This is a genomic window from Ralstonia pickettii (genome assembly GCF_016466415.2).
Classification (GTDB): Bacteria; Pseudomonadota; Gammaproteobacteria; order Burkholderiales; family Burkholderiaceae; genus Ralstonia; species Ralstonia pickettii.
This window is the reverse complement of the sequence record NZ_CP066772.2, coordinates 133,139-156,961: the sequence shown is the minus strand read 5'-3', so window position 1 is coordinate 156,961 and position 23,823 is coordinate 133,139. Positions and strand designations below refer to the sequence as shown.

The following is a 23,823-nucleotide window of genomic DNA, read 5'->3' as shown; positions in this document are numbered from 1 at the left end:
CCGCATCGTAAGACGCGGCCCGCGTGCTTTGGTGCTTACCGCTTGATGTCGGTCAGATGCTTCATGAGACCTTCGTAGCGGAACGTGTGGATCGGGCGATCCATCGACTGCATTTCCTGCAACTGCACCGCTTGCGGTTGCAGCGAGCCGGTTGGCTTCACAGACTGGGCGGCCAGTGTTGCCACCGCAGGCTGGAAGTTCTTGATACCGACGATCTGGTCGTACTGCGCCTTGGTGATGAGCTGCGCGTTATACAACTGCGTGGCATCGCCTGCGATGTTGGTCTTGGCCGCATCGCTGCTGATGGCGCCGGCCTGCGCCAGCAGGTTGCTCCACAGCGTCGGGCTGTAGTTGGTCACGTAGTAGTCCAGGCCCGAGGGGTTGGCCAGCACGGCCGAGCACGTCGGCAGCGTGACCTGCGCGGTCTGCTGGTCGAGCACGATGGTCTGCGACTGACCAAAGTTGTCGCCGTAGGCCAACGTGAGCGGCACGTTCCACTGGTAGCCCGAATAGACGTTCTTGTTCGGGAAGGCCTTCTGCGTGATCGTCAGCACGTTCTGGTTGGTGACCGGATTGCACTGCGCATCGATGGTGACGAGCGGCAGGCCGGTCTGGCGCACGAAGCTGTCGCCCACCTTGCCCACCGGCTTGCCGCTTGCCGCTTCCAGTTCTGCCCACAGGCGCGGCGGCGTGCCGTTACCGAACTTGTACTTGTTCAGGTAGCTCTGCAGACCCTTGCGCATGGCGTCCTTGCCGATGTAGTTCTCGAGCATCTGGAGGACATGGCCGCCCTTGTTGTAGGCAAAGCGGTCGAGGAAGTCCATCGAGCCGGCATCGCTCAGGTTGTGCTGTACCGGTACGGCGGTAGGCTGCAGGTCCAACGTGTAGACGCGCTGCTTGACGGCTGCATAGTCGGCCCATGTGTTGCCTTGGAACTCGGGGTGCAGCGCGATCTTGGTGACGTTCTCGAACCAGTTGGCGAAGGACTCGTTCAGCCAGATATCGTCCCACCAGTCCAGCGTGACCAAGTCACCAAACCATTGGTGGGCCAGTTCATGCGACACCACGACGAACGAGCGCGCCTTGCCCATCGAGTGGACCGTTGTCGGTGCGCCATCGGGCGGCACCAGCACCTGGTCGGCAAACTCGAAGATGGCGCCCCAGTTCTCCATGCCGCCAAAGCCGGCATTCTTGTTGTTGTAGCTGTCGTTGGCGACGATGGTGTCCATCTTGTCGAACGGCAGCGGGATCTGGAAGTAGTTGTAATAGTGGTTCAGCGCTTCCTTGGTGAACTGCATGCCGGAGACCGCCGAGTGCGCCTCGCCGGGCGGCACCCACCAGCGCAGGCGCATGCTGCTGCCGTCGAGCGGGTTGGTGAACTGGTCTTCCAGGATGTCGAACTTGCCGCCGCCGAAGAACAGCAGGTACGCCGGCATCGACGGTGTCTTGGCAAACGACACCTGCTGATAGCCATCCGGCAGCTTGGTGGCGCCCGTCTGCCTGCCGTTGGCCACGGCCTTCCAGTCGCCCGGAATTTCTGCCGTCACCTCGAAGGTGTTGCGGAAGGCCGGTTCATCCCAGCTCGGGAACCACTCGCGCGCGAAGTTCGACTCGCCTTGCGTGACGATGGCGTCCGAGCTCTCACCCGTTGCCGCCTGCAGGCCCAGCTTGAAGATGCCCTCGGCCTTGGTGAAGTTGATCGTGCCCGTCCACTCCATGTGCAGCACGTAGTTGCCGGGCTTGATGTCTCCGGTCGGGTCGCGCAGGTCATAGAAGGCCCCTTGCGATTGCGGAATCAGCACGAGCACACGCGCCGCGCCGTTGCCCGAGGTGGGCGTGAGCGTCAGGCGCGAGCCGTCGAGCTTCAGGTCGCGCACGGCCAGCGTCACGGCACCGGTTTGCTTGGTGACCTTGATCTCCACATCGGCGCGGCCCGAGAAGCTGTTCAGGTCTGCGCTCGGGCGGAACCACAGCTTGTAGTTGACCGGCCTGATGTAGTCCGGCAGTTCAACCGGCGGCACCGTTGCGTCGACTGCCGGCGCTGGTGCATTCGTGTTGCCGGTGTTGGTATTGCCCTGCTGCTGCGAGCCGTTTGCGTCCAGCTTGCCGCCGGCCGGCGTGAGCGCGTCATCTCCGCCGCCGCCGCACGCGGCCAGAATCAGCGCGGCCGCAGCCTGTGCCACGAGTGCCAGCTTGAACGAGCGACGTGTCCGGGCGTTGGAGGCGCGCCCGGTATGTGTCGTGGCCGTACGACGGTGGGTTGTCGAATCCCGCATTGCATTTCTCCTGAGTTGGAAACGAATCCGCGGCCCAGGGCTCAAGAGAAAATCGGGGGGCAGGCCGCAGAATCGGGACAAGGAATTACCCGCTTCTTGCGCGGTGCAAATCACAGCCCGCGCACGGGATGCACGGATTCTGGAGGAAACGGCCTGCGAATTGAGACGAAGTTTTTTAAATCACGTGCGAGAGAATCTGCTGCGGAATTTGCAGTTTTTGGTATGTGCATTTACGAAGCGGCAGGCGCATCTCGGAATGATCGGCGATTTCTGCAACGCGCATTGAAAAAATGAAAGGCGCGACGCGCTTCATGAAAATATCTTAAAAATAGCAGCGGCTTTTTTTACAACGCCAGATAAAGCAAAACTAAATACGGAGTAGCTTCGCAAAATCCGTTTGGGGAACTTTCTGGATATTCGGCAAGGTATTGCGCTGCAGCAGCTGACAGCGCATCGCCTGCATGGGGGTAATCCTTCCGGATGAGCGAGGCGCTGTGCGCGGTGTTACACAAAACCAGTACGCTCGCAAGCTTTGCGAAGTGTTCTTGTTCCCGTAGAGCGATTCATGCAATCCGCGTCCGATAGCGTCAGCAGCCCGGCGGCTGTGGGTGTCAACCTGATCGATTTCTTCGATGTCACCCCCACTTCATTGTGGCTGGAGGATTACAGCGACCTGCACCGCCTCTTTGCCGAGTGGCGCGCCGCCGGCGTAACCGACCTGCAACACTTTCTGGAAGAGGACGTATCACGCGTGGCGGCCTGTTCGGCCTGCATCAAGGTGCTGCGCGTGAACCGGCGCACGTTGTCCATGTACGCCGCCCCGGACGCCGAAACCCTCACTGCCCGCCTGGCCGACGTACTGCGCGACGACATGCTTGAAGCGCACGTGGGCGAACTCGTCCAACTCTGGTCTGGCGAACCGTCGTTCGAGAGCCGCAGCGTCAACTACACGCTTGACGGCCGCCGCCTCGACATCCTGCTCAAGGGCGTTGTCCTGCCTGACCACGCCCAGCCGTGGGACCGCGTGGTGGTGGCCGTGGACGACATCACCGAACTCGAAGACGCCCGCCGCCGTGCCGCGGCCAGCCAACTCTATGCGCGCGGGGTGTTCGAGCATGCGCCGGTGTCGCTGTGGGTGGAGAACTTCAGCACCATCAAGATGCTGCTGGACGAAGTGCGCATGCAGGGCATCACCGATTTCCGCACCTTTACCGACGTGCATCCGGAGTTTGTCGAGCGCTGCATGCAGGAAATCCAGGTGCTCGACGTCAACGGCTTCACGCTGGAGATGTTCAAGGCGCGTAACCGCAATGACCTGCTGGGCCGCTTGCCGGAAATCTTTCGCGACGACATGCGCCCGCACTTTCGCGAGCAGCTGATCGACTTGTGGGAAGGCAAGCTCTTCCAGCAGCGCGAGGTGGTCAACTATGGGCTGGATGGCAACCCGCTGAACATCCACCTGCAGTTCTCGGTGTTTCCGGGCCGCGAGAAGGATTGGGACATGGTGCTGCTGGCGCTGACCGACATCACGGCGCGCAAGAAGGCCGAGTCATACCTGGAATATCTCGGCAAGCACGACGTGCTGACCAAGCTGAAGAACCGCTCGTTCTATGTGGACGAGATCAACCGGCTGGAGCGCAAGGGCCCGTTTCCGGTCACGGTCATCATGATCGACCTGAACGACTTGAAGCGCGTGAATGACCAGCTCGGCCACGCCGCAGGCGATGCGCTGCTGCGCCGCGCCGGCGAGGTGCTCGGCAAGGCCGTCGACAAACCTGCACACGCTGCGCGCATTGGTGGCGACGAGTTTGCCGTGCTGTTGCCCGGTGCCGATGCCCAGGCCGGTGCGGCGCTGGTGGAGAGCCTGCGCAAGCTGGTCGAACTCAACAATCAGTTCTATCCGGGCGCGGAGCTTGGGTTTTCCATGGGCTGCGCCACCTGCCACGAAGGCGGGCGTCTGGAAGAAACGCTGCGCGAGGCTGATGTCGCGATGTACGAAGACAAGCGGGTGCAGCACGAAGGCAAGCGCACGGCATAAGCTCGGCGGCCCGCGTCTTCAGGCGCCAGCCGGCGCGAAAAACCGTTCGTGCAGTTCCTCCAGCCCCAGCGTGCTGATCACCTCGTTCAGTCGCTCGGTCGGGCGGCGACGCGGCAGATCTTTGTAGTGCGCGATGATCAGTTCGTTTTTCATCGAGTGTTCCCACCCGACGAGTTCCGTCACGCTGACCTGATAGCCGTGCGCTTCAAGCTGAAGGCAGCGCAGCACGTTGGTGACCTGGCTGCCGAATTCGCGCGTGTGCAGCGGGTGGCGCCAGATTTCCGTGAGCGCGTTGCCGAGCGACTTGCCCTTGTTCTTGCGCAGCACGCCGGCCACCTCCGCCTGGCAGCACGGCACGAGCACGATGTATTGCGCATGCTTTTCGAGCGCAAAGCGGATCGCATCGTCCGTGGCGGTATTGCACGCATGCAGTGCCGTGACGATGTCGATCGTGCCGGGCAGCTTGTCGGACGTGATCGATTCCGCCACCGACAGGTTCAGGAACGACATCCCCTTGAAGCCCAGCCGCGCGGCAAGCTCGGTCGACTTGGCGACCAGCTCTTCGCGAGTCTCAATGCCGTAGATATGTGAGGTGCCGTCGCCCGGCTGTTCCTTGCAGAACAGGTCGTACAGGATGAAGCCGAGGTAAGACTTGCCCGCGCCGTGGTCGACCAGCGTGACGTGCCCCTTGGCTTGCTGCACGTCGGCCATCAACGGCTCGATGAACTGGAACAGGTGATAGACCTGCTTGAGCTTGCGGCGGCTGTCCTGGTTCATCTTGCCGTCGCGCGTCAGGATGTGCAGTTCCTTGAGCAGTTCGATCGACTGGTTGGGGCGGATTTCGTGGGTCTTGTTGGACATCGTCAGGACAGCCTGGGCGACATGTCGCACGGAATGGGATCGGTGCGGCGGCGCGGAGAAAAACGGAAAGAGGGCGCCAGTTTACCGAAAAGCGGGGTGGGCGACGGCAAGCGCACCCCAGGCGGCGTCATGCGCGACCTCGTTTGCCCGCGCCCAGTGGGGATGTGACAATAGCGCCCCGCTTGTCTGCCCCGCGCGATTCGATCCGTTCCTCCCCGCATGTCCGAAACATCCAACGCCCCTCTCGTTGCCGTCATCGGCGCCGGCCCCGCCGGGCTCATGGCCGCTGAAGTCCTGTCGCGCAACGGCGTGCGTGTGGAGGTGTTCGACGCCATGCCTTCGGCCGGGCGCAAGTTCCTGCTGGCGGGCATCGGCGGGATGAACATCACGCATTCGGAGCCGCTCGATGCGTTTCTCGGGCGTTATCGCACGCGGCGCGAGGCACTGGCGCCGCTCATCGGCCGCTTCAGCCCTGACGCCCTGCGCGCTTGGATTCATGGGCTGGGCATCGACACATTTGTCGGCAGCTCGGGCCGTGTGTTTCCGACCGAGATGAAGGCGGCGCCCTTGCTGCGCGCATGGCTGCACCGCCTGCGCGAGTCGGGCGTGCAGCTGCACATGCGGCATCGCTGGGTGGGGTGGGCAGAACCGTCGGACCACGCGCAGGTGCTGCGCTTTGAAACCGCTGGTGTTGAACGGCTGGTGCAAGCCGATGCCGTGGTACTGGCCATGGGCGGCGGCAGTTGGCCCCGCCTGGGCTCCGACGGCGCCTGGGTGCCGTTGCTGGAGGCGCGCGGCGTGCAGGTGCAACCCTTGCAGCCCGCCAACTGCGGGTTCGACGCCGATTGGAGCGCGTATTTCCAGGAGCGTTTTGCGGGGCAGCCCGTGAAGTCGGTCGCGATCGGTTTGCGCTCGGCCGAGGACGGTGCGCTGCAATTCCGCCAGGGCGAGTTCGTCGTCACGCAGACGGGCATTGAAGGCGGTCTCGTCTATGCGTTGTCGGCGCCCATTCGGGATGCGCTGGCCGCAGAGGGCAGTGCGACGATCTGGCTTGACCTTGCGCCAGGCTGGAGTGCGCAACGTGTGACGGATGAACTGATGCGCCCGCGCGGCGCGCGTTCGATGTCGAGCCATCTGCAAAGCAAGCTGAACATCACGGGCGTGAAGCTCGGCTTGCTGCGCGAGTGCCTGAGCAAGGAAGCGTTTGCCGATTTGGCTCAATTGGCCAAAGCCATCAAGGCGCTGCCGTTACGGCTCACACGCACGCGGCCCATTGAGGAGGCGATCAGCACCGCGGGCGGCGTTGCATTTGAAGCGCTGGATGCAAAGCTGATGATCGAGCGTCTGCCGGGCGTGTTCTGCGCCGGCGAGATGCTCGATTGGGAAGCGCCGACGGGCGGCTATCTGCTGACGGCGTGTTTTGCGAGCGGCGCCGCTGCCGGGCAGGGCGCGCTCGACTACCTGGCGAGGATGGCGCGCTGAATTCCTGGCTTACTGGCGTGCCTTCAGGCGCCACAGCGACGTGACCTCGGCAACGCGCGCGCGATAGAGCGGGTCGTTTTCATCGGACGCCTTCGGGTGCTTCGGCTTGATGTCCTCCCGACCCACCACCTGCAGGCCGGCCGCATCGATCATCGCCAGCAGGGCATCGCGCGTGCGCAGCCCAAGATGCTCGGCAAAGTCCGACAGGATCAACCAGCCCTCGCCATTCGGCTCCAGATGGGCGGCGAGGCCCTCCAGAAAGCCCCGCAGCATGCGGCTGTCCGGATCGTAGACGGCGCGCTCGATGGGCGAGCTGGGCCGTGCCGGCAGCCAAGGCGGGTTGCACACAATCAGCGGCGCACGGCCTTCAGGAAACAGATCCGCATCGACAACGTCGACCTGGGCCTGCAGCCCGAGACGCGCCAGGTTCTCCCGCGCACAGGCCAGGGCACGCGGGTCCTGATCGGTGCCGATGACGCGTTTCACGCCGCGTTTGGCGAGCACCGCCGCCAGCACACCCGTGCCCGTGCCGATATCGAACGCTAGCGTTTTGGAAGGCAACGGCGCATTCGCCACCAGCTCGATGTATTCGCCGCGCACCGGCGAGAACACGCCGTAGTGCGGGTGAATGCGCTCACCACCGAGCGCGGGAATCTCCACACCCTTCTTGCGCCACTCATGCGCGCCGATCAAACCAAGCAGCTCACGCAGCGAGACGACGGAAGCGGCGTGGCTCGTGCCGTAAGCCTCCGTGCAGGCGTCGCGCATGTCGGGGGCGCGGCGCAGCGGGATCGTGTAATCCGCATCCAGTGGAATCAGCAGCATGCCGAGCGTGCGGGCGCGCTGCGATTGCGCCTGCCGGTGCAGGTTGAACGCATCGATGGGCGAGGCGGGTTCCTTGCGCGCCTTGCCGGGTTTGCGATCCGTGCGGCGGGACATGGCTTGCAGCAGTTGGCGCGCGTTCTGGAAGTCGCCTTGCCAGAGCAATGCCGTGCCTTCGCAGGCGAGGCGATAGGCCGCATCAGCGGTGGTGCGATCATCCGCGATGACCACGCGCTTGGGCGGCGGGTTGCCGGCTTCGGAGCGCCAGACGGCGGTATGGACGGCGTCGCTGCTGGCTTCAGGGCGGTCGTCGGTCCAGGTGAGGGTGGGGTGTTCGGTCACGGGGGAAAAGGGGCGGGAAAGCGAGAGGGTGCGGTAGTGGGCGACACGATACCGCTGTCGGCTTGATCGCACAAATGTAGACGGGCGACCCGGGCGGCGCTGCACTGCCGCGGTTTCGCTGGGGCGCCGTGTCATGAAAGGCCGATGCTGCGCTATGCGGTAAAGAACGTCGCCCCGTCTCGCCCGCGAGCGGATCGACTGCAGCGATTCTTCTGGCGAAGTGATTCTGCTGCCACTCAAAGACGTCAGTCCGACCCGGCGGGCAGTGTAAACTCCAGCCTTTTTTCGGCACTCGTAGCATGGCGTACGCCCAGCAACGCAGGGCGCTCAGCGGCCCTGCGCTGATCCGCATTCTTGCTCGCCTGACGGACGTCGACGTTTCCGCATCTGCGCAGCCCCTTTCTGACCGGTTGAGCCAATGGCTCAGCTGGACGGATGCCATTACGCTCTCCTCGGCATTGAGCGCGGCACCGCCCGCCGGTGCCTCCGGCACGCGGCCCGGGGGCCCGGACGCCGAGACGATCGCGGCCCGTGTCCGTGCGGCGTTGGCAAAGTCCATCGCGTCCAGTTGCGCGCCGGACGCCAGGCCTGGGCCTCGCGCGCCGATCCAGGGCCCCTTGGCGCCCGTGGTAGTCGACTATGCCGATTTCCGGCAGCGCTACGTGCTGGTGCAGCAGACGATGGAACTCGAGATCGGCGAGCTGCGTGGCCGCCTGCGGCGCCTGCTGGCTGCCAGGACGCCCGACCTCGCGCGCCTTGCGGTGCTGGACGCCAGCATGGAGCAGGCGCTCGCAGGCCGCGAGCGTTCGTTGCTGGGGGCCATTCCAGCGATGCTCGCGCGGTACTTCGAGCGCTTGCGCGCGGCCGAGCAGCAGCGGCAGGCCGAGTTGCCCGCAGAGGGCCAGGCCACCCCATCCACATCCCGCGCCTGGCTGGACGCGTTCCGCAAGGATATGCAGAGCGTGCTCCTGGCCGAGCTTGATGTTCGTTTTCAACCGATCGACGGGTTGCTCGCAGCCCTTCGCCCCCGCTAAGCGGGACAGACACCATTCATGTCCAGACATCACCTGAATCTCATCGTTTTTTCTGTCGGGCTGGCGGCCTTGGGGTGGATTGCCGGCGGTTACCTCGTTGGCGGAAACCTGCTGGCGCTGGCCGTCACGCTTGTGATCGGTGCCGCCTATGTGGCGGGCGCGCTGGAGCTGCGCCGCTATCGGCAAGCCACGGGCACGGTCGCCCAGGCCGTGGCAGGGTTGTCCGAGACGCCGCCCACTCTGGCGGCATGGCTGGAGCAACTGCACCCGAGCCTGCGCCATGCCGTGCGCCTGCGCGTGGAAGGCGAGCGCGTTGCGCTGCCCGCGCCCGCATTGACGCCGTATCTGGTGGGCCTGCTGGTGCTGCTTGGCATGCTCGGCACGCTGCTCGGCATGGTGGTGACGCTCAAGGGCACGGGCGCAGCGCTGGAAAGCGCGACGGATTTGCAGGCGATCCGCGCATCGCTGGCCGCCCCGATCAAGGGGTTGGGATTCTCGTTCGGCACCTCGATTGCCGGTGTGGCAACGTCGGCCATGCTGGGGTTGCTCTCGGCGCTGTGTCGGCGCGAGCGGCTGCAGGCCGTGCAGGCGCTCGACGCAAAGATCGCGACCACGCTGCGCATCTACTCGCACGCACATCAGCGTGAAGAAACGTTCAAGCTTCTGCAGCGGCAATCCGATGTGATGCCCGCGCTGGTTGATCGGCTGCAGGCGATGATGACGTCGCTGGAGCAGCAGGGCGCGGCCAGCAGCGAGCGACAGATCGCCGCCCAGCAGGCATTTCTCGACAAGGCGGAGACCGCTTACAGCCAGCTTGCGTCGTCGGTCGGTCAGTCCTTGAAGGACAGCGCAGCGGAAAGCGCACGCGTTGCCAGCGCCGCGCTGCAGCCGGTGGTGGAAACGACGATGGCCGGGCTCGCGCGGGAATCGGCCGCGCTGCAGGAGACGGTCACGCACGCGGTGCAGCGTCAGCTCGACGGCCTGTCGACGCGCTTTGAAGCGACGGCCGAGGCGGTTTCCGGCATCTGGAACAACGCCCTGTCGGCGCACCAACGCTCGAGTGAGGCGCTGGTCGGTCAGGTCGGCACGTCGCTGGACCGGTTTGCCGAGACATTCGAGCAACGCTCGGCGCGGTTGCTCGATGGCGTTGCCGAGCGTCTGGATGCCACCGCTGGCGGCCTGTCCGCCGCCTGGCGCGATGCGTTGGGCCGCCAGGAACACACCCACGCCGAACTGGCCGCGCAGAACCAGCGTGCGCTGGAGGCGGCCGCTGCCACGTTCGAGCGGCACGCCACGTCGTTGCAAGATGCGTCGCGCCAATCGCATACGGCGCTGCAAGCCGCACTGGAAGCACGAGACGCGCAACGTCTCGCGGCCTGGACCGAGGCGCTCAGCGCAACGGGCGAGAAGCTCGGCCAGGCGTGGGAGAAAACCGGCGCCGATACGGCGAATCGTCAGCAAGATATCTGCGATGCGTTGGCGCAGACAGCGCGCGATATCGCCGCGCAGCAGGAGGCATCGCGTCAGTCGCAAGCCGCGCTGCAAGCTGCGCTGGAAGCGAGAGACGCGCAACGTCTGGCGGCCTGGACCGATGCCCTTGGCGCGATGGGCGCCAAGCTCAGCGAGGCGTGGGAGAAAGCCGGCGCCGATACGGTAAACCGTCAGCAGCAGATTTGCGACGCACTGGAGCAGACGGCACGCGACATTTCCGCGCAAACGCAGGCACACGCCAACGACACGATCGGCGAGATTTCGCGCCTGGTCCAAGCCGCTTCGGAAGCGCCCAGGGCCGCCGCCGAAGTGGTGGCCGAGCTGCGCCAGAAGCTGACTGACAGCATGGTGCGCGATACCGCGATGCTGGACGAGCGTGCGCGCCTGCTGGGCACGCTGGAAACGCTGCTCGACGCGGTCAACCATGCATCGACCGAGCAGCGCGCGGCGGTGGATGCGCTGGTGGCGACATCGGCGGACCTGCTGGAGCGCGTGGGTGACCGGTTCACCGATCGGGTGGAGACCGAGACCGGCAAGCTCGGCGCGGTGGCTGCGCAGGTGACCGGCAGCGCAGTCGAGGTGGCGAGCCTGGGCGAGGCGTTTGGCGTGGCCGTGCAGCTGTTTGGCGAGTCGAACGACAAGCTTGCGGCCCAGCTGCAGCGTATCGAAGCCGCGCTCGAGAAGTCGCTCACCCGCAGCGACGAACAGCTCGCCTACTACGTGGCGCAGGCGCGTGAGGTGATCGACCTGAGCATGCTGTCTCAGAAGCAGATCCTGGAAGACCTGCAACGGCTGGGTGACCAGCGCGCGCTGGCCGGGACCGAAGCGGCATGAACGACGAGATCGACGGTGGCATCGAGGCCACGGCGCCGGTCTGGGCCGCGTTCGGCGACCTGATGTCGGTGCTGCTGGGCGCGTTTGTGCTGATTCTGGTCGGCGTGATCGGCGTGCAGCTGGAGCTGTCCTCCAAGCTGGAAAACGAGGTCAAGCAGCGCGAGGCCGAGGCACAGCGCCGCAAGACACTGGAGCAGGCGCTGGCCGGCCCGCTGGCGGCCGGGCGTGTGACGCTCGTCAACGGGCGCATCGGCATCAACGGCAACGTGCTCTTTGCGATCAACTCCGATCAATTGCAGCCCGAGGGCCGCGCGCTGATGAAGAGCCTGGCGGGGCCGCTGGCCGCGTATCTCACTTCGCGTGAAGAGATCCTGATGGTGAGTGGCTTTTCCGATGACCAGCAGGTGCGTGCCGGTAACCGGCTGTTTGCCGATAACTGGGAGCTGTCCGCCAAGCGCGCCTTGACGGTGACGCGTGCGTTGATCGACGAGGGCATTCCGGCGTCGAGCGTGTTTGCCGCTGCGTTTGGATCGCAGCAGCCTGTGAGTTCCAATGCAGACGACGTCGGGCGCGCCAAAAACCGGCGTGTGGAAATCGCGCCTGTCCCCAGGCAGGCTGCTTCCAACGGTGGACGTCGTGAGCCGCATTGAGGCGTCGACGCAGGCCATGCTCGACAGCTGGCGCGCAAGCGGCGCGGACCGGCTGGACCGCCTGCGCTTCTGCTTCATCGAGGCGTTGCATCGGCGTGCGGCCGGCCAAACCGGCGAGGCGCGCCGCATTCTCGACGGGCGGCTCGCCGAGCTGATCGCGGCCTACGCGGCAGACCTCGATCGCCCGACGGCAACGTCCGACGCGAGCGACGCAAATGCGCCTGCCGACAGCGCGTTGGCGGAGCTACTGCGTGACATTGCCAGCCAGCAACGCACGGATGTCGGCGAGGCTTCGGATGGCGGATCTGGGCCTCATCGGCATGCATTACCGGAGCTGAAGATTCTCGAAGACGTGCGCGAAACCTGGTCCCGCGTCCGCGCCGAGAAACAGTTGCGCGACGCCCTGGACAAGGTGCCGGTCAATGCCGGTCCGCTGAATTCGAGCAGTCTTGTGCATCGTTCATTGCTATTGATGCGCGAGGTGTCGCCCGATTATCTGCGGCAGCTTTTGTCGTATGTGGACGCGCTTTCGTGGCTGGAACGCATGAGCGGGGACGGCGCCGTCGGTGGCCAGGATGCGGCACGCGGCGGCGGAAAGACGGCGCGCAAGGCGCGCTAAGCATCACAGCACAGCGCCATTCGGCCAGGCAGACTGGTCTGCGCCTGCTGCGTCTTCCGACCGGCAAGCACGCAAAAAAAGGGAGCCGAAGCTCCCTTTTTCTTTGCGCTGCCGATCAGCTGTTGATCGCTGCGTCCTTGACCTTTTTCAAGGCGCGGACCTTGACGCGCACGGTTGCCGGTTTGGCTTCGAACCACTGATCCACACCGGTAAAGGGGTTCTTGCCGAAGCGGCGCTTGGTTGCCGGCACCTTGACCGACGTCACCTTGAACAGGCCCGGCAGCGTGAACTCACCCGCGCCCTTCTTGTGCAGCGAAGCCACGATGGTGTTCTCCAGATGGAGCAGCACCGCCTTCACCGCCTTGGCGTCGACGGCAGCTTGTTCCGCCAGATGGCTCACCAGGCTCGCCTTGGTGAACGTGTCCTTCAAGGGCTTGAGGGTCGGCGTCGTTGCAGCAGGCTTCTTTGCTGGCGCGGCCTTCTTTGCCGGCGAGGCCTTCTTTGCAGCGGTCTTGGCAGCGGTCTTGGTTTTGGTGGCCATAGTGAAAATAGATGGTTGGGTAAAGTTGACCATTCAATGGAAGCGACGCCTGTGCAGCGCGCTTCGAGCAAGCATAGCAAAGGTTGAGCGCCGTGGAGGCGTTATCTAAGCTGTTTTAGGGGGGCGGGGAACACTTATTGCATACGGTTCGCCGTCCATCACCTTGTTCAAGTATCCCAGGTTCAGCACACACATGTCCCAACGAAAATCGTCGCACAGCGCGGTGAGCCCCAAAAACCGTGCACCCATACTTGCCCGGCTGCGGCAATCGAAGATGACGCGTTCCACCCATGCGTACGTTCGCGGCAGCACCGTGAAGTTCTACGAGTGGCTGAGCGAGGTGCAGCCGCACACGTTTCCCGAGGGGCCCACCATCTGGATCTGCGGCGATTGCCACGTCGGCAACCTCGGCCCGATCGGCCATACCTCCGGCGCCGCGCGCATACAGATCCGGGATCTGGACCAGACGGTGCTGGGCAATCCCGCGCACGATTTGATCCGGCTTGGCGTCTCGTTGGCGACGGCCGCACGAGGATCGGACCTCCCTGGCATCGTGACCGCACGCATGGTGGAGGCGCTGATGGCGGGGTACCTGCACGGTATCGACCCCGATGCAGCGTTGCGCTTGCCGCCGCGCCCTGCATCCGTTCGCACAGCCATGAAAGCGGCAACTGCACGTACGTGGAAAGAACTGGCCAAGGAGCGGCTGAGCGACACGTCTCCAACCATTCCGCTAGGGCGCCATTTCTGGCCGCTCTCACGAGAAGAGCGGCGCGAACTGAAACATCTTGTGAGCCAGCACGAGGTGCTTGCACTGGTGGCGCGTCTTTACGAAATGCCGGGCGAAGCCTCCGTCAGCATCGTGGATGCGGCGTACTGGGTCAAAGGATGCAGCTCGCTCGGGCAGCGGCGTTATGCCGTCTTGCTGGCTGTCGACCAGGACCGCGGGCCGCGGTACCGGCTGATCGACATCAAGGAGGCGGGCAAGGCCGCGGCGCCAAGCACCGCTGCAGGCGAGATGCCGCGGATCAACGGGGAACGCGTAGTCACCGGCGCGCGGCGTCTTTCTCCTGACTTGGGCGATCGAATGGCATGGGGGCGCATGCTTGGCGGTAGCTTCTTCATGCGCGAGCTGCAGCCGCAAGACCTGAAGCTGTCGGTCGACAAGCTGGAGCACGAGGACGCCACGGTCCTGGCCGCATATCTGGGCAACGTCGTCGGCCTTGCGCATGGCAGCCAGATGCCCCGGGATGTCGCGATGGCATGGCACCGTGAGTTGCGGGCGCGTCATGGACGCTCCATCGACGCGCCGTTCTGGCTCTGGTCCTCGATTGTCGATCTGCTTGGACGGCACGAGCGCCAGTATCTCGAGTACTGCCGCGCCTGGGCTGGCTGATCCGCTGCGCTGCATCTTTCCACGGGCACAAACGCTGCTATCGAGCCTTCGGAGCCATCGTGAGGCGATGATGAAGGATGGCGCTCGGCTGCCGAAGTGCGCAGCCAAGACAGCGGCAAGGAGGCGCGATGTACGTGGCGATGGGCGCGCCTATGCAAAGATGACCGCCGTGACCTTGGACAAGGATTTCGACAAACCGGCGGACGTCGTGCTGGACCATGTTTCGCTGGCCGACTTCATTGCGGCAGCGTGGGTATGCGCGGCGCACGCCTGACGGGGCCAGGGCGGCAGCGTCATCCCGCATCGCTATGCGACGAGATGGACGAGCAGCGCGCCGTTCAACCCAGCCACCAGGGCGGCCCCAGCCGTCGCAAGTAGAACCAGGCCGCGCCCGGCGGCATGCTGCCCCATCAGGTCCGGCCGGCGTGCCAGCCAGATCAGCGCCGCCATGGGAAACGGCACCACCATGCTCAGAACCACCTGACTGAGCACCAGTGCCCGCGTGACATCCATGCCCGCGCCGATGACGATGAACGCCGGCACCATGGTGATCAGTCGGCGCATCCATACGGGCAGGCGTACACGCAGGAAGCCTTGCAACACCATCTGGCCCGCCATCGTGCCGACCACGGAGCTTGAGAGCCCCGATGCGATCAACCCGACCAGAAACACCAGCCCAGCCGATGCCCCGAACAACGGCGCCAGGGTGACATAGGCATCCTCAATGCCGGCCACCTCCGCATGTGCGCCGTGAAACCCGCCTGCTGATACCACCACCATGGCGAGGTTGATGCAGCCCGCGGCGGCCAGCGCTGCCACCACCTCGCGGTTGGAATAGCGAAGCAGTTGCGACGTCTCTGACGCACTCCGTGGACGCACACGCTTATTGACCAGTCCCGAATGGAGAAAGAGTGCGTGTGGCATGACCGTGGCTCCGACAATGCCGGCCGCCAACATGAACGCGTCGGGCGGCAATGCCGTGGGGACGAAGGTCTGCCGCAGCGCCGTCGCCCACGAGACAGGCAAGATCCACACTTGGATGATGTAAGAGATACCGATGACGGCCACCAGCGCGCCAATCATCAGTTCGACTGAGCGGAAGCCCCGCACTTGCAGCATCAGCAAAAGATAAGTCAGCACACCGGCAACGACCATGGCGGCGAGCAGAGGCATCCCGGTGAGGAGCGCGATGCCGACTGCGGCACCGACAAACTCGGCAAGGTCGGTCGCCATGGCGGCAAGCTCGCTGATGAACCACATGCCAAGCCCGGCCGGCGCAGGCAGATGCATTCGGCAGAGTTGCGCCAGATTTCTGCCCGTCACAATGCCCAGGCGTGCCGAGAGCATCTGGAACAGCATCGCCACCAGGCTGGATGCGAGCACGACCCACAGCAGCTGATATCCATAGCGCGCACCGGCTTCAATGCCCGTGGCGATGTTGCCGGGGTCGGTATAGGCCACCGAGACCACCACCGCCGGACCGACGAACGGCGTGAACGTGCGCCATCCCCGTCGCCGGCCTTCCAGCGCTTCGCGTGCGTGGGCGACGACGCATCTCGATGCAGAAGAACTGTCGCGTTCAAGCGCGAGGGCGTCGTCCATGAATGCTCCGGGTGATAGGCGGCGCAAGGGCCTCCGCAACGTGCGTACCCGGCGGCTCCGCGTCAGGCGTGCGGTACGCGATGGAACGGGTGTTGCGGAAAGGGTTGCGCCATGAAGGCATCCATCCATTCCTGGAGAACCCCCATGTTCATGCACAACAAGCGATTGCAGTACACCGTTCGCGTCAGCGAAACCGATCCTGGATTGGCCAATCTGCTGCTGGAGCAGTTCGGCGGCCCCCAAGGCGAGCTTGCGGCAGCGATGCGCTACTTCACGCAAGCCGTTGCAGAAGAGGATGCAGGCCGCAAGGACATGTTGTACGACATCGCGACAGAAGAGCTCAGTCACCTGGAGATCATCGGCACTATCGTCGCCATGTTGAATCGCGGTGCCAAAGGGGAACTGGCGGAAGCGGTGGACGAGCAGGCGGAGTTGTATCGCAAGCTCAATGGCGCTGGTAACGACAGCCATGTGACGCAGGTGCTGTATGGCGGCGGCCCGGCGCTGACCAACTCGGGCGGCGTGCCGTGGACGGCGGCATACATTGACTCGATTGGCGAGCCGACGGCGGACCTACGCTCGAACATTGCCGCCGAAGCACGCGCCAAGATCATCTACGAACGATTGATCAACGTCAGCAATGACCCCGGTGTGCGCGATGCGCTCGGCTTTCTCATGACGCGCGAGGTAGCGCACCAGAAGTCGTTCGAGAAGGCGCTCTACGCCATCAACGCCAACTTCCCCCCGGGCAAGCTGCCGCCGGTGCCGGAGTTCAGCGATGCGTATTTCAAGATGTCGCGCGGTGGTCCCATCGTGCAGGCACCGTGGAATAGCGGCACGGGTCTTGAGCTGGTTGCAGACCCACCGGTGCCTGTGGATGGCGGAGACGGCAACGCGTCGGTCAACCTGACCGATGCCGAACTGGCTGCGCTGGAGGCCATGAAGACGCGTCTGGCTTCGGACCCGGCTGTCGATCCGACCACCGGTGCGGAGCTTGGTGAAGCGAAGGCGTGATGACCGCATCCAGGCCCGGGTGCAGCGTCACTCGGGCCTGGACATTGCGTCTGCGTCAGACACCGCGCGTTTCAAGCCCGAACAAACATGGAGACGCTCATGGATATGCGAGTACCGTTTGCGATCGCGGCGCTCCCCCTTGCCATGATTGCCATGTACTCGCTCGACCGCGGCGTGCCCGCTGGTGTGTTCGGGGCCGGCGCACAACAACACGCGCCGATTCACGCGAGAGTCGATCCCCTGCACGAACAATGAGAAGTTGCGCCTTAGCTGGGCAGTGGCCAGACGCAGTCGTCGGCGACAGCAAAGAGCGCTTCTCCGGGTGCAGCCGGTGCCGTCCACAAGCCGGTGAACTCGCCAAATGCGGGCAGCAGGGCGCCGGTCGCTCCAAACCTGAAACACGGCAGCCGGAGGCGGTCCCGAGCCGGTCCGCTGATGACGACGCCCGGGTGCACATGTCCGGCGATGACGTAGCGATCGGGCACCCGCTGCGGTTCATGGCACAGCGCGAAGGGCCCGATCGCCCACGGCTCTTCCACCACGTTAAAGCGCAGGTCGGCAGGTGGGTCTCCGGCATGGCGGTCGTGGTTGCCGCGGACCAGCGTGCAAGCGACCTCGGCGTGGCGTGCGCGCCAGGCGGCGAGCGCATCAATGGCTGCGTGCGCCTCGCGTGCGTGCAGGAGATCGCCCAGCCACGCGATATGCGCCACCGGCAGCCTGGCGAGCATGGCATCCAAGCGGGCGACCGCCTGGCTCGTGCTCCCAGCCGGCACCGGCACGCCGCGCGCCCGGAACGTGGCCGCCTTGCCGAAATGCGCATCGGCCACCATCAGCATGCGTTGCGCAGGCCACCATAGCGCGCGCTCGGGCAGCAGCCATACGGTCTCGCCCGCGCATTGGATGGCGTAGTCTTTGGCGAACGTCATAGCAATGGCAGTGGCTTCGATGTCTTACGCGGCCGGCGCGTGCGGCGGCTGGACTTGCCCGCGGTGTCGGGCGCTTCAGTGAGGCGCAGCGCGGCCTGTACGTCGGTCTCGATCTCCGGCCTGGCCGCAGCATCCGGATCGGTGGGTTCGGGGCCGGCGGCGCGCTCGGCTTCGGCCAGCATGCGTGCGATCCGATCGGCGAGTTTCTCCGTCGAGAGCTGCTCGCGAAACCGCTCCACCATCAACGGAAAACTGAACGGCGACGGACGTTTCAGTGCGCAGAGTTGCAGCTGCAAACCGCGCATGCGGACGAGGGCGGCTTCGATACGGTCGAGATCCAGTTCCTGGCGCAGCACTTCGGTCTCTGCCTGTGAAAGCAGCAGGTTGCCGGGGTCGTGGCGCCGGAAGACTTCATAGAACAAGCCAGAAGACGCCTGCAACTGGCGCGCGCTCTTGTGCGCGCCGGGGTAGCCCTGAAACACCAGCCCCGAGACGCGTGCAATCTCGCGAAAGCGGCGTTGCGCCAGTTCTCCGGCGTTGAGGCTGGCCAGCACGTCCGGCATGAGGGTGTGCGTGGCAAATAGTTCGCCGCTGGCGAGCAGCGCCGGCCAGTCGATGGGTGTGGCCGACAGCAGTTCGAGGCCGTAGTCGTTGAACGCCAGTGAGAAGGTCGCCGGCGTGCGATTGGCCGCGCGCCAGCCGAGGAGGCTCGCAAGCCCGAGGTGCGCATGCCGTCCGGCAAACGGGTACAGAAAAAGATGCCAGCCCTCGCGCGAGTGCAGCGTCTCGGCCACCAGCGTTGCCGTGGTGGGCAGCGCAGACCAGCGCGCCTGCAACTCCAGCAACGGGCGCGCGGCTTGCATTTCCGGGCTGTCGAAGCGGGCATGTGCCGCCGCATCGAGTTGCGCCACCACCGCGTGCGAAAGCTCGTTGGATAGCGGCATGCGGCCGCCGTTCCAGCGCGGCACGGCAGCGCGTTTGCCGGTGGCGCGCCGCACATAGGCGGTCATGTCCTGCACGCGCACCAGTTCCAGCAGGCGGCCGGCAAACAGGAAGTTGTCGCCGGGGCGCAGCCGCGCAATGAAGCCTTCTTCAATCGACCCCAGTGCGCCGCCACCGGACGCGTGCCACCAGCGCACGGTCATCGTTGCATCGCTGACGATGGTGCCGATGCTCATGCGGTGCCGCCGCGCGAGCCGCGCATCGGGCACGCGCCAGATGCCGTGTTCATCGGGCATGACGCGGCGGTAGTCGGGATACGCCGTGAGCGAGTGGCCGCCCTGTCGCACGAAATCGAGCGCCCATTGCCACTCGTCGTCGTGCAGATCCCGGTAGGCCCAGGCGCGGCGCACTTCCTGCAGCAGCGCGTCGGGCACAAAGCCGCCGCCCAGGGCGACCGTCACCAGATGCTGAACCAATACATCCAGCGGCTTGTGTGGCGAGGTGCGGGCCTCCACCTGTCCTGACATGGCCGCAGCGCGGGCCGCAGCGCCTTCCACGAGTTCAAGGCTATGCGTGGGCACCACCGTCACGCGAGAGGGCCGGCCAGGTGCGTGGCCAGATCGCCCCGCACGCTGCAACAGCCGCGCCACACCCTTGGGTGAGCCGATCTGCAGCACGCGTTCCACCGGCAGAAAATCCACGCCCAAATCCAGGCTTGACGTGCAGAACACCGCCTTGAGCTTGCCTTGCTTGAGCCCGGTCTCGACCCAGTCGCGCGTTGCGCGGTCCAGCGAGCCGTGATGCAACGCAATCAGCCCGGCCCATTCCGGGCGCGCATTGATGACTGCCTGATACCACAGTTCCGCCTGCGAGCGCGTATTGAGAAACACCAGCGCGGTGCTGGCGCTTTCCAACTCTTCCAACACATGCGGCAGCATCGCCATGCCCAGATGCCCGGCCCACGGAAAACGGCCCACGCCATCGGGCAGCAGCGTATCGATTTCCATGCGCTTGGGCAGGTGGCCTTGCACCAGTGTGCCGGGGGTGGGGGTTGCTGCATCGCCAAGCGCGTCCATGGCTTCCGACAGGTTGCCCAGCGTCGCGGAAAGTCCCCACACGATCAGTTCCGGCGACCACGTGCGCAGCCGGGCGAGCGCCAACTGGACTTGCACGCCTCGCTTGTTGCCAACGAGTTCGTGCCATTCATCCACGACCACCACACGCACCGAGCCCAGGGCCTCGCGCGCATCGGCGCGTGCAAGCAGCAAAGACAGGCTTTCGGGTGTGGTCACAAGGGCGGTGGGCAGGCGGCGTGATTGCGCCGCGCGCTCCGCGCTGCCGGTGTCGCCGGTGCGCAAGCCGAGCGTCCAATGCGGTGCCAAATCCTGTGCGGCCTCGGTCAATGCGCGTGTGGTGTCGGCCGCCAGTGCGCGCATGGGTGTGAGCCATAGCACCGATAACGGTGGTGCGCCGCTGCGGCTGCGTACTTGCGCCAACCGCTGCAGCGCTCCCAGCCAGACCGCATAGGTTTTCCCTGCGCCCGTGGTGGCATGCAGCAGGCCCGATTCGCCGCGCGCCATGGCCGACCACACAGTGCGCTGGAACGGCATGGGCGTCCAGCCACGCGCATCAAACCACGTATCAAGATCGGGCAGTGCAGGTTCGTTCATGACGGCGGCAGCAGGCTCTCCAGCGTCTGCAGGGTATCGGCTTCAGCAACGGGCTTGTCGTGCCGCCAGCGTAGCATGCGCGGAAACCGCACCGCGATGCCGCTCTTGTGCCGAGGGCTGCGCCCAATGCCTTCAAAGCCCAGTTCGAACACCAGCGTCGGCGCCACGCTGCGCACGGGGCCGAAGCTCTCCACCGTCGTCTTGCGGATGAGCGCGTCGACCTGACGGATCTCTGCGTCGCTCAGGCCGGAGTACGCCTTGGCAAACGGCACCAGCTTGCGCTCGGGCACATCGGGCGGCGCATCCCACACGGCGAAGGTGTAGTCGGTATAAAGGCTCGCGCGCCGGCCGTGGCCGCGTTGTGCATAGATCAGGACGGCGTCTACCGAGAACGGATCGATCTTCCACTTCCACCACACGCCCACGTCCTTGGTGCGGCCGACGCCGTAGCGCGCGTCGCGCCGCTTGAGCATCAGCCCTTCCACGCCAAGCTCGCGGGACGCCTCACGCTGCCGCGCAAGATGCTGCCAGTCGTCGCCTTGCAGCAGCGGAGACAGCTCCAGCGCCGGATGGACGTATTCGGCAATCACACGTTCGAGCTGCGCGCGCCGCTCGCTCTGCGCGCGCTCGCGCAGATCCTGCCCCTGCCATTCCAGCAGGTCATACGCCAACAGCACGGCCGGCGCTTCGCGCAGCACGCGCGCGTTCAGGGTCTTGCGGCCGATGCGTTGCTGGAGCAGGGCAAACGGCTGCACGCGACCGTCTTGCCAGACCACGATCTCGCCGTCGAGCACGGTGCCCGGCGGGAGCGCCTCCGCCATTGCGGACAGTTCAGGAAAGCGTTCGGTGATGAGTTCCTCGCCGCGCGACCACAGCCATGCGCTGTCGGCGCGCCGCACGAGTTGCGCGCGGATGCCATCCCACTTCCATTCGATTTGCCATTCAGTGGGCGCGCCGAGCAGGGTGTCGAAGGCGTCCAGTTCGGCCTGCAGCGGGTGCGCGAGAAAGAACGGATACGGGTGCCCGGTATCGAGCGCGTGGCCGTCGACGCGGGCATCGGCCAGCAGCGCCCGATAACGCTCGGCGGTGGGCGCCTGTCCGATGTCGGTATAGCCCATCAGCCGTTGCGCGACGTGCTTGGGGTCGGTGCCGCCCACCTCAGCCAGCGCGCGCGTGACCAGCAGTTTGGACACCCCCACGCGAAACGCCCCCGTGATCAGCTTCATCAACACGAGCCGGGCATGCAGCGGTAGACCCCGGCACAGTTCAGCCAAGCGCGGCAGTACCAGCTCGGGGGGCTGCCCGCGCAACGGCAGCAGACGTGCCTCCATCCACTCGGCCAGGCTGGCGTTGTCTGCGCGATCCGCATCCGGCAGGACGAGCGCGATCGTCTCGGCCAGGTCGCCCACGGCCTGGTAGCACTCGTCAAACAGCCATTCGGCCAAGCCGGACGTGGTCTGCGCAAAGCTGGCGAGCACGCGCACGGGCACCAGCTGGCGAGGTTTGCCGCCAGCCAGGAAGTAGACCGCCCAGGCGGCGTCGGCATCGGGCGCGGTGCGCAGATAGGCCACCAGTGCGGCCAGCTTGCCGTTGCTCGATTTGGTGGCGTCGAGCTGCGCGTACAGATCGGCAAAGGCTTTCATGACGCGGGCGTGTCCTCTGGCTCGCCTGCGGTGGGCGTATCACCTGTTCCGGCGGCTTCGCTTTCTTCGGCCTCGTCGCCATACTCGGTGGCGAAGGCGCGCGCATCCAGGCCGCGTTCGGACAGCCACCGCACCATGGGCGCAACCTGCCCGTGCGTGACATAGACACGCGTGGCGCCCGTGGCGTCGATGGCCTGCAGCAAGCCGGGCCAGTCGGCATGATCGGACAGCACGATGCCGCGATCGACGCCGCGCCGCCGACGTGCGCCGCGCAGCTGCATCCAGCCGCTGGCAAACGCATCGGCGTAGTCGCCAAACCGCCGCATCCACGCCGTGCGTTGTGCGGAGGGCGGTGCCAGCACGAGGGCACGCCGCAAGTCCGCGCGTGGCACGTCGGTCGCGAGTTGCGTGGGCGGCAGCGCCACGCCTGCGTGCCGATAGGCGGCATCCAGTTGCAGCATGGCGCCGTGCGAAACGATGGGCCCAATGTCGGTATCGAGCCCAGAAAGAATGCGCTGCGCCTTGCCGAACGCGTAGCAGAACACCATGCTTGCGCGGCCCGCCTCGGCATTGCCGCGCCACCATGCATTGAGCTGGGCGAAGATTTCTGCCTGCGGCCGCCAGTGGTAAATCGGCAGGCCGAAGGTGGATTCGGTGATGAAGGTATTGCACCGCACCGGTTCGAACGGCGTGCAGGTGCTGTCCGCCTCCACCTTGTAGTCGCCGGACACGACCCACACGTCGCCGCCGTATTCCAGCCGCACCTGCGCAGAGCCCAGTACGTGCCCCGCCGGATGAAAGCTCAGCCGCACCCCGTGATGGACGATGGACTCGCCGTACGGCAGGGTTTGCAGGGGGATGTCGGCTCCCAGGCGTGCGCGCAGCACGCCTGCTCCCGGGGCTGCGGCCAGGTAATGCTGGTGCCCTATACGGGCGTGGTCACTGTGGGCATGTGTGATGACGGCGCGATCTACCGGCCGCCATGGGTCAACGTAGAAGTCGCCTGCCGGACAATACAGGCCGCTGGGCGTGGTTACGATCAGGTCCGCTGCGCTGGTCATCGATTGCTCTCATTAGATGCCCCTTCATCCGACGCCCGCAACAGCCGCCCGCGACAGCGTCAGCGCAATGGCTGCTTGCTTACGGGCTCGGCACGCATGTCGGCCGGGCCCCCGGGCCCTGCGGCGGCGGCACCTGGGCCGGCCGAATCACCACCAGGCTGACGCGTTCCCGCGGAAGTGTCCGCGGGCTGCGTGGCGGGCGACTTCGGTGCAGAGGCCGGCATGGTGTCCGGATACCGCGACAAGGAGTGGTTTGCCGTCTTGGGTTGAACCGCTGGAGCGGCGTCTGGCGATGGCGGGTGCGGCTCAGCCGGCTGTGCAAGCGAAAGCCCGCTGCCGGTCGTCGATACCAGAAAGAATAACCAACCTGCGGCTGCTTGTTTTGCTGCGCGTAATCCCTGATGCACGCATGGGCTCCGTTGCGCTCCCGTGGAGGAAGCAGCCGGCATGCCAGGCGTGCTGGCGGGCGATTGCAGAGCGGTTGTGGAGCGGACGGGCGTCGCGGCTGAGGAGGCGGGTGGCCATTTCTTCAAGGGTGGGAAAAATGACAGTCAGCGGCCCTGGACCTCCGAAAACCGG

At 65.4% G+C, this 23,823-nt stretch carries 19 protein-coding genes; 9 read left to right on the top strand and 10 right to left on the bottom strand.

The annotated features are described in order from the left end of the window. Positions 1-35: 35 nt before the first annotated feature. On the bottom strand, positions 36-2,276 hold the full coding sequence (locus RP6297_RS16870; RefSeq protein WP_009239908.1) for a M1 family metallopeptidase: 2,241 nt from the start codon (positions 2,274-2,276) through the stop codon (positions 36-38). Positions 2,277-2,451: 175 nt separating this feature from the next. Then, positions 2,452-2,589 (bottom strand): hypothetical protein, encoded by a 138-nt coding sequence (locus tag RP6297_RS16865; RefSeq protein ID WP_155647574.1) that lies wholly within the window; start codon positions 2,587-2,589, stop codon positions 2,452-2,454. Between the two features lie 252 nt (positions 2,590-2,841). Here RP6297_RS16865 and RP6297_RS16860 point away from each other — a divergent pair, with 252 nt between their 5' ends. Then, positions 2,842-4,314, top strand: coding sequence for a sensor domain-containing diguanylate cyclase (locus RP6297_RS16860; RefSeq protein ID WP_009239906.1), 1,473 nt, complete (start codon positions 2,842-2,844; stop codon positions 4,312-4,314). A gap of 18 nt (positions 4,315-4,332) precedes the next feature. Here the strand turns inward: RP6297_RS16860 and RP6297_RS16855 are convergent, their stop codons facing one another. Continuing rightward, on the bottom strand, positions 4,333-5,175 hold the full coding sequence (locus RP6297_RS16855) for a class I SAM-dependent methyltransferase (RefSeq protein ID WP_009239905.1): 843 nt from the start codon (positions 5,173-5,175) through the stop codon (positions 4,333-4,335). A 219-nt stretch (positions 5,176-5,394) separates the two neighbouring features. On the opposite strand from RP6297_RS16855, the gene RP6297_RS16850 reads away from it, so the two are divergent. Continuing rightward, positions 5,395-6,657, top strand: a complete 1,263-nt coding sequence (locus RP6297_RS16850; RefSeq protein WP_009239904.1) for a TIGR03862 family flavoprotein — start codon at positions 5,395-5,397, stop codon at positions 6,655-6,657. 9 nt (positions 6,658-6,666) lie between these two features. On the opposite strand, the gene RP6297_RS16845 is transcribed toward RP6297_RS16850, so the two are convergent. Beyond that, complete coding sequence (locus tag RP6297_RS16845; protein ID WP_009277096.1) at positions 6,667-7,821, bottom strand: methyltransferase; 1,155 nt, start codon at positions 7,819-7,821, stop codon at positions 6,667-6,669. A gap of 299 nt (positions 7,822-8,120) precedes the next feature. On the opposite strand from RP6297_RS16845, the gene RP6297_RS16840 reads away from it, so the two are divergent. From RP6297_RS16840 to RP6297_RS16825, 4 genes are read left to right on the top strand one after another with little or no spacing between them, the layout of a single operon-like run. Continuing rightward, a complete protein-coding gene (locus RP6297_RS16840) occupies positions 8,121-8,855 on the top strand; it encodes a DUF3348 domain-containing protein (protein WP_009239902.1) in 735 nt (244 codons plus the stop codon). A gap of 18 nt (positions 8,856-8,873) precedes the next feature. Further along, on the top strand, positions 8,874-11,180 hold the full coding sequence (locus RP6297_RS16835) for a DUF802 domain-containing protein (protein ID WP_009239901.1): 2,307 nt from the start codon (positions 8,874-8,876) through the stop codon (positions 11,178-11,180). Beyond that, entirely contained in the window at positions 11,177-11,830 is a 654-nt protein-coding gene (locus tag RP6297_RS16830) for an OmpA family protein (protein WP_009239900.1), read from the top strand. The genes RP6297_RS16835 and RP6297_RS16830 overlap by 4 nt, the downstream gene beginning before the upstream one ends. After that, a complete protein-coding gene (locus RP6297_RS16825; RefSeq protein WP_009239899.1) occupies positions 11,817-12,449 on the top strand; it encodes a DUF2894 domain-containing protein in 633 nt (210 codons plus the stop codon). The genes RP6297_RS16830 and RP6297_RS16825 overlap by 14 nt, the downstream gene beginning before the upstream one ends. A 115-nt stretch (positions 12,450-12,564) precedes the next feature. Here the strand turns inward: RP6297_RS16825 and RP6297_RS16820 are convergent, their stop codons facing one another. Then, entirely contained in the window at positions 12,565-12,990 is a 426-nt protein-coding gene (locus RP6297_RS16820; RefSeq protein ID WP_009239898.1) for an HU family DNA-binding protein, read from the bottom strand. Between the two features lie 193 nt (positions 12,991-13,183). Here RP6297_RS16820 and RP6297_RS16815 point away from each other — a divergent pair, with 193 nt between their 5' ends. After that, the gene (locus RP6297_RS16815) at positions 13,184-14,386 is read left to right on the top strand and encodes a DUF2252 family protein (protein ID WP_009277098.1); all 1,203 of its coding nucleotides are present in this window, start codon (positions 13,184-13,186) and stop codon (positions 14,384-14,386) included. A 306-nt stretch (positions 14,387-14,692) separates the two neighbouring features. On the opposite strand, the gene RP6297_RS16810 is transcribed toward RP6297_RS16815, so the two are convergent. Then, positions 14,693-15,988: an Nramp family divalent metal transporter gene (locus RP6297_RS16810; protein ID WP_009239895.1), complete on the bottom strand. Its 1,296-nt coding sequence runs from the start codon at positions 15,986-15,988 to the stop codon at positions 14,693-14,695. Between the two features lie 144 nt (positions 15,989-16,132). Between RP6297_RS16810 and RP6297_RS16805 the strand changes: the two genes are divergently transcribed. Continuing rightward, positions 16,133-17,002, top strand: a complete 870-nt coding sequence (locus tag RP6297_RS16805; protein ID WP_009239894.1) for a manganese catalase family protein — start codon at positions 16,133-16,135, stop codon at positions 17,000-17,002. A 99-nt stretch (positions 17,003-17,101) separates the two neighbouring features. Then, positions 17,102-17,257, top strand: coding sequence for a hypothetical protein (locus tag RP6297_RS16800; RefSeq protein WP_009239893.1), 156 nt, complete (start codon positions 17,102-17,104; stop codon positions 17,255-17,257). An 11-nt stretch (positions 17,258-17,268) separates the two neighbouring features. On the opposite strand, the gene pdeM is transcribed toward RP6297_RS16800, so the two are convergent. From pdeM to RP6297_RS16780, 4 genes are read right to left on the bottom strand one after another with little or no spacing between them, the layout of a single operon-like run. Further along, complete coding sequence (gene pdeM / locus RP6297_RS16795) at positions 17,269-17,928, bottom strand: ligase-associated DNA damage response endonuclease PdeM (RefSeq protein ID WP_009239892.1); 660 nt, start codon at positions 17,926-17,928, stop codon at positions 17,269-17,271. After that, positions 17,925-20,540: a ligase-associated DNA damage response DEXH box helicase gene (locus tag RP6297_RS16790; RefSeq protein ID WP_009239891.1), complete on the bottom strand. Its 2,616-nt coding sequence runs from the start codon at positions 20,538-20,540 to the stop codon at positions 17,925-17,927. Before RP6297_RS16790 ends, pdeM begins: the two co-directional genes overlap by 4 nt. Next, a complete protein-coding gene (locus RP6297_RS16785) occupies positions 20,537-22,183 on the bottom strand; it encodes an ATP-dependent DNA ligase (RefSeq protein ID WP_009239890.1) in 1,647 nt (548 codons plus the stop codon). Before RP6297_RS16785 ends, RP6297_RS16790 begins: the two co-directional genes overlap by 4 nt. Continuing rightward, a complete protein-coding gene (locus tag RP6297_RS16780; protein ID WP_009239889.1) occupies positions 22,180-23,244 on the bottom strand; it encodes a ligase-associated DNA damage response exonuclease in 1,065 nt (354 codons plus the stop codon). Before RP6297_RS16780 ends, RP6297_RS16785 begins: the two co-directional genes overlap by 4 nt. Between the last annotated feature and the right edge of the window lie 579 nt (positions 23,245-23,823).